5 protein-coding genes are annotated in these 4,849 nt (G+C 42.4%); all 5 read left to right on the top strand.

The genetic code is table 11. The features are described 5' to 3' along the window. Positions 1–144 precede the first annotated feature (144 nt). Positions 145–789 carry an HAD hydrolase-like protein gene (locus RYO92_RS10855; RefSeq protein ID WP_315370390.1) on the top strand — a complete coding sequence of 215 codons (645 nt, stop codon included), beginning with the start codon at positions 145–147 and terminating at the stop codon, positions 787–789. Between the two features lie 150 nt (positions 790–939). Beyond that, positions 940–1,680, top strand: coding sequence for an ABC transporter permease (locus tag RYO92_RS10850; protein WP_315370389.1), 741 nt, complete (start codon positions 940–942; stop codon positions 1,678–1,680). Then, positions 1,680–2,276: an ABC transporter ATP-binding protein gene (locus RYO92_RS10845; RefSeq protein WP_315370388.1), complete on the top strand. Its 597-nt coding sequence runs from the start codon at positions 1,680–1,682 to the stop codon at positions 2,274–2,276. Before RYO92_RS10850 ends, RYO92_RS10845 begins: the two co-directional genes overlap by 1 nt. Positions 2,277–2,436: 160 nt before the next feature. Next, a complete protein-coding gene (locus RYO92_RS10840; protein WP_315370387.1) occupies positions 2,437–3,393 on the top strand; it encodes a hypothetical protein in 957 nt (318 codons plus the stop codon). 279 nt (positions 3,394–3,672) lie between these two features. After that, the coding region (locus tag RYO92_RS10835) for a thiamine pyrophosphate-binding protein (protein WP_315370386.1) at positions 3,673–4,849 on the top strand (1,177 nt) is incomplete at its 3' end.

Raw genomic sequence — 4,849 nt, 5'->3', positions numbered from 1 at the left:
TGAACACCATTCGTTCCCAGGATATTACCGGGCATTTCTATATGAGACCGAAGGATTAAAAGAGTAGGGGATGATATTTCTGTTTGAAGCAAAAGGACTTAAAGGGCAGAAAGTAACAGTAGAGAAAAGGGAGAAGAAGTACTTATGAAAAAGAAGTATCAAAATATATTTTTGGATTTGGATGGAACCATTATGGATTCCGGCTCCGGAATTATGAAGTCGGTACAATATGCCTTGGATCATTTTTCCTTGCCTAATGAACCGGAGGAAAAGCTGAGAAGATTTGTGGGACCTTCCTTGCAGGATTCTTTTATGCGATTCTACGGTTTTTCCGAAGAAAAGGCTAAAGAAGCCATTTCTTGTTATCGGGAATATTATCCTGAGAAGGGAATGTATGACGCCTTTTTATATCCCGGGATGGAGGAATGCATGAAGAAGATGCATGAAGGAGGGAAGAAGCTGGTGCTTTTAACCTCTAAGCCTCTGTTTTTTGCCACCCAGATTATAGCCCACTTTGGTTTATCCCCTTATTTTTTCCTGGAAATCGGTACGGAGCTTAAGGAGCAACATTCCGACAAGAGTTTCTTGATGGAGCAAGCTATAGAAAAGGGCTGTTTTCAAAGAGAAGATTGTCTTATGGTAGGAGATACAGTTTATGATATTCAAGGGGCGAAGGATGCAGGAATCGACTCTGTGGCAGCGCTCTACGGCTATGGAGAACGAAAAGAAATCGAAAGGGCAAATTATTTTATTGAAAAGCCTTTGGATTTATTGAAGATTGTTTTTTAATAGAGTAAATTTACTCGGTGTACCCGCTGCTGAATGAAGTGGGATTTTATGCAGAGCCTTAATAGAGGGGAAGTGACAGTTCTTTATGAAAGCCATAGCTTGGATATAGAAAAGAACGAAATGCATTCCTGTTATTAGGAAGGAAAGAATGTGAAACAATGGCGTAAAGCAGGAATTATAATATTTTGGTTGCTTCTATGGGAATTGTTTGCCGGATTGGTGAACAATTCCTTTCTTTTGGTTGGACCTATGGAAAGTGTCAAAGCCTTAAGTCGACTGTTACAGAAGCAAGAATTCTACGGAATTCTGTGGAAAAGCTCTCTGGGGATTCTTTCGGCTTATCTTTTTAGTTTTCTCCTGGCTTTAATCCTTTCTTATCTTTCCTATAGAAATTCTTTGTTGGAGGATTTTTTAAAGCCGGGGGTTTTTGTGTTAAGAAGCTTACCGGTGGCCAGTTTCATTATTATTCTTTTGTTCTTTTTGGGAAGAGACAAGCTTTCTTTCACAATAAGCGGTTTTATGTCCTTTCCGATTTTCTACATTAACCTTCTGGAGGGCTTTCATAAAACAGACCATAAATTACTGGAAATGGCGGAGGTCTTTCATTTTTCCCTATATAGAAGACTTCGGTATATTCATCTTCCGGCAGCATATCCCTTATTGCTTGGGGCAGCGAAATTAGCCATGGGACTTTCCTGGAAGAGCGGTATTGCTGCGGAGCTGATTGGTCAAGTGGGAAAAAGTATCGGCTATCAGTTGATGGAGGCCAAGGTGAGCCTGGAAATGGCGGATGTCTTTGCCTGGAGTATAGTGATTATTGCCTTGTCTCAGTGCTGGGAAATCCTGGTAATACTGCTGATTAAGGGCTTGTGCAGGAAGGGATGTGCGTAATGGAGATTCGAATCGAAAATGGAGAGAAGCGCTTTGGAGAAAAAGTCCTTTTTTCCAGTTTTTCCTGCCAAATGGATTTTCACAAACATTCTCTTTATAGAATTTCCGGTGAATCCGGAAAAGGGAAGACCAGCTTACTTCGGATTTTGGCTTCTCTGGAAAAACTGGATCGGGGCGAGCTACAGTTTCTATTTGGGGAGGCAGCCAGAGGAGAGGGGAGCTTTAAGCTTTCCATGCTTTTTCAGGAAAATCGACTGCTGGAAAAATGTAGCGGATTGGAAAATCTTCAGATTGCTTTACCCATGCTGTCTAAAAAAGAAATTCTGACAGAAATGACTGTTTTTTTCGAAGAAGAAGATTTCAGAAAAAAAGTAGAGAAATATTCCGGGGGGATGAAGAGGCGATTAAGCTTTCTAAGGGCAATGCTGTTTCCCTTTGACTTCCTGCTTCTGGACGAACCCTTTACAGGCTTGGATAAGGAAAATAGAAAGATAATGGAGGAGTATCTGCTTTCCCATCAAAGAAAACGTCCGGTAATCTTTGCCAGCCATGAAAATCCACTGCTATGGAAAGATTACGGAACTATCGCGTTATAAATTGAAGGGCCTTGTATGATAAAAAACTTAAAATCGAACTTTTAAATACTTAAAAAGAAAAACTGTAAAGAAAATTTTATGAAATGGCAGAAAACTTGTAACACATGAAGAACGACTTTTGTCTATACTTTTGATAGCAAATAGACAAAAGGAGGTTTCTATGAAAGCTAAATCATTTTTAAAAGGAATGGCAGTGTTTATGAGTATTATGGCGGTCTCCGCATTTTCCGCCTTTGCCGCAGGAAACAAGGCAGAAATCGGATCGGTGAATTTACAGATTGACAGTTCGGATATCGAAATCGGGTCGGCTGCAAAGAAGATTTCCGTAAGTAGCGGTGATGACGGCTTCACCATTCAAAATGATGAAGGAACCGCTTTGAATATGCAGGGAAATGTTTGGAAAAGTAACACGACTCCCCAGTTCAAGGTGATTTTAAAGGCGGATTCCGAGCATAAGTTCAACACCAACAATTTAAAGACTGCGAATTTTTATAAATTTAGCGGAGCTGAGGTAGGATTTGTAAAGGCTACAGGTACTGCAAATTCCATCACCCTCACCATCAAGACCAAGAAGCTGAAGGCAAATCCCGGAGACTTAACTGTAGGAGATGTAAGCTGGAGAGATGAAAACGGTGTGGCAGAATGGTCCAGCGTGGATAATGCGGAAAAATATCTGGTAAAGCTCTATAGAGGAAGTCAGTTTATCACCAGCGGAGAAACTACCGGAACCAGCTATGATTTTCGCTCTGCGATTACCCAGAACGGAAACTACAGCTACAAGATCAGAGCCTATGCTTACGGAAGCTATGGAGACTGGGTAAGCTCCGAAGAACTGGAGATGAGAGCAAGCTCTTCTCAAGGCGGTACGGAGAATGGACGTTGGATTTTAGATGCAAATGGTTGGTGGTTCTTAAATCCGGATCGTTCTTATCCTGCCAATACGTGGAAGATGATTAACGGAAAGTGGTATTATTTCAATAAGTCCGGTTATATGAAGACCGGTTGGGTGCAGACCAACGGAATTTGGTATTATCTTGGTGCAGACGGTGCAATGCTCACCAATACTAGAACACCGGACGGCTATTTTGTAAATCAAAGTGGAGCATGGGTAGCGTAAACCCGGCAGAATCATAAAAAATGCAAAAGTTATAGCAGATATAATGAAAAGTTTCTTGACAGAGAAATAAGCCTATGGGATAATTCCTTCATATTTTTCAAGGAGGAAAGGGTTATGCAGAACATTTTGCTGGCAATTATTATGATTCTTGCAGTCATTATTGTCTTACACGATAATGTTTGTTTGCGTAACGCCACTTTGGAAAGATAAAGACATGATTTGAGCCTTTAGCCTTACAGCGTTACGCTGTAAGGCTTTTTCAATGAAACGGGAGAGAAAATGAAATTATCAGGGGCAAGGCTATTAATTGAAGAGTTGATTCATCAGGGGGTGGATACCGTATTCGGCTATCCCGGAGGCGCAGTTTTACAGATTTATGATGAGCTGTATAAGTGTAAGGATCGGATTCATCATGTTCTTACCGCCCATGAGCAGGGGGCAGCCCATGCTGCAGACGGCTATGCCAGAGCCAGTGGTAAGGTTGGCGTGGTTATTGCAACTTCCGGTCCGGGAGCAACTAACCTTGTAACCGGCATTGCCAATGCCTATCTGGATTCCGTACCTATGGTAGCCATTACCGGTAATGTAGCCACGGAAGCACTGGGAAGAGACAGCTTCCAGGAGGTGGATATCGTATCCATTACCCAGCCTGTGGTGAAGCATAACTTCATGGTAAAGGATGTTACGGAGCTGGAGCAGACGATTAAAGAGGCATTTCAGATTGCCAATTCCGGAAGAAAAGGTCCGGTACTCATTGATATCCCTAAGGACGTACAGATTAGTGAATGTGAATATGGAGTAGCCGTTCTTCCGAAGATGCCGGATAAGCCGAAGCTTCCCTATGATCAGGAAGGGGTTATTGCCTTACTGAGTCAGGCGAAGAAGCCATTAATTTATGCCGGTGGAGGTATTACAGCGGCTAAGGCGGAGAAAGAGCTGATTGCCTTGGCGGAGAAGCTGAATATTCCGGTTACCGTCAGTATTATGGGAAGGACAGCATTTCCCGACTCTCATCCCTTAAGTCTTGGTTTGGTGGGAATGCACGGAAGCTATGTGGCGGCGAAAACCCAGTCGGAATGTGATGTTTTGCTTGCTTTAGGAGTTCGTTTTTCCGATCGTGCCACCGGAAATATTGCCCGGTATACCCAAAATTGTAAAGTCATTCATGTAGACATCGATAAGGCGGAAATCGGGAAGAACATAAGTCCGGATTATTCCGTACAGGGGGATGTGAAGAAGTGGATTAAAGAAATTCTTCCCAAGCTAAAAGAACAAAAGCATCCTAAGTGGTGGGAAGAAATCCATGGCTTCGAAAAAACCAAGAGTAAAGTGGAGGGAGATTTCCATCCCAAGCGTATCTTGGAGACCTTACGGAAGTATACGGAAGACGATACAGTGGTAGCTACCGATGTGGGACAGCATCAGATGTGGACAGCACAGTACTATCGTTTTGAAA

This window comes from Oribacterium sinus, assembly GCF_963553175.1.
Classification (GTDB): domain Bacteria; phylum Bacillota; class Clostridia; order Lachnospirales; family Lachnospiraceae; genus Oribacterium; species Oribacterium sinus_B.
The sequence above is the reverse complement of the archived record's forward strand: the minus strand, read 5'-3'. Positions and strand labels throughout refer to the sequence as shown.